Origin of the sequence: Shewanella sp. AC91-MNA-CIBAN-0169 (assembly GCF_040310165.1) — a bacterium.
Taxonomy (GTDB): domain Bacteria; phylum Pseudomonadota; class Gammaproteobacteria; order Enterobacterales; family Shewanellaceae; genus Shewanella.
This window is the reverse complement of sequence record NZ_JBEOPM010000079.1, coordinates 1-361: the sequence shown is the minus strand read 5'-3', so window position 1 is coordinate 361 and position 361 is coordinate 1. Positions and strand designations below refer to the sequence as shown.

At 45.4% G+C, this 361-nt stretch carries 1 tRNA gene and 1 rRNA gene; both read right to left on the bottom strand.

The window, feature by feature from the left end:
• Positions 1–2 precede the first annotated feature (2 nt).
• Positions 3–76: transfer RNA gene (locus tag AAEY98_RS22195), tRNA-Ile, on the bottom strand.
• 217 nt (positions 77–293) lie between these two features.
• Positions 294–361, bottom strand: a 16S ribosomal RNA gene (locus AAEY98_RS22190); the annotation flags it as partial.

Genomic DNA, 361 nt, shown 5'->3' with positions numbered 1-361 from the left:
GGTGGGTCAGAGTGGACTTGAACCACCGACCTCACCCTTATCAGGGGTGCGCTCTAACCAGCTGAGCTACAGACCCATTCTTTTTGGTCTTTTAACCCTTACTCGGCGTTACTTTCTTCGTTTCTCAGTCATGTGCTAAAAGCACACTCCTTGCGAGACTCATCAAGTGCCTTGATTAAGAATCAAAATCCTCAAAAATACCTTTCGATATCTTTCTCTTTCTTCTATCAAGTAATCTGTGTGAACACTCACATGCATCTCTGCACTTTTAGGTATTGAGTTAATCGTATAGGTAAGGAGGTGATCCAGCCCCAGGTTCCCCTAGGGCTACCTTGTTACGACTTCACCCCAGTCATGAACC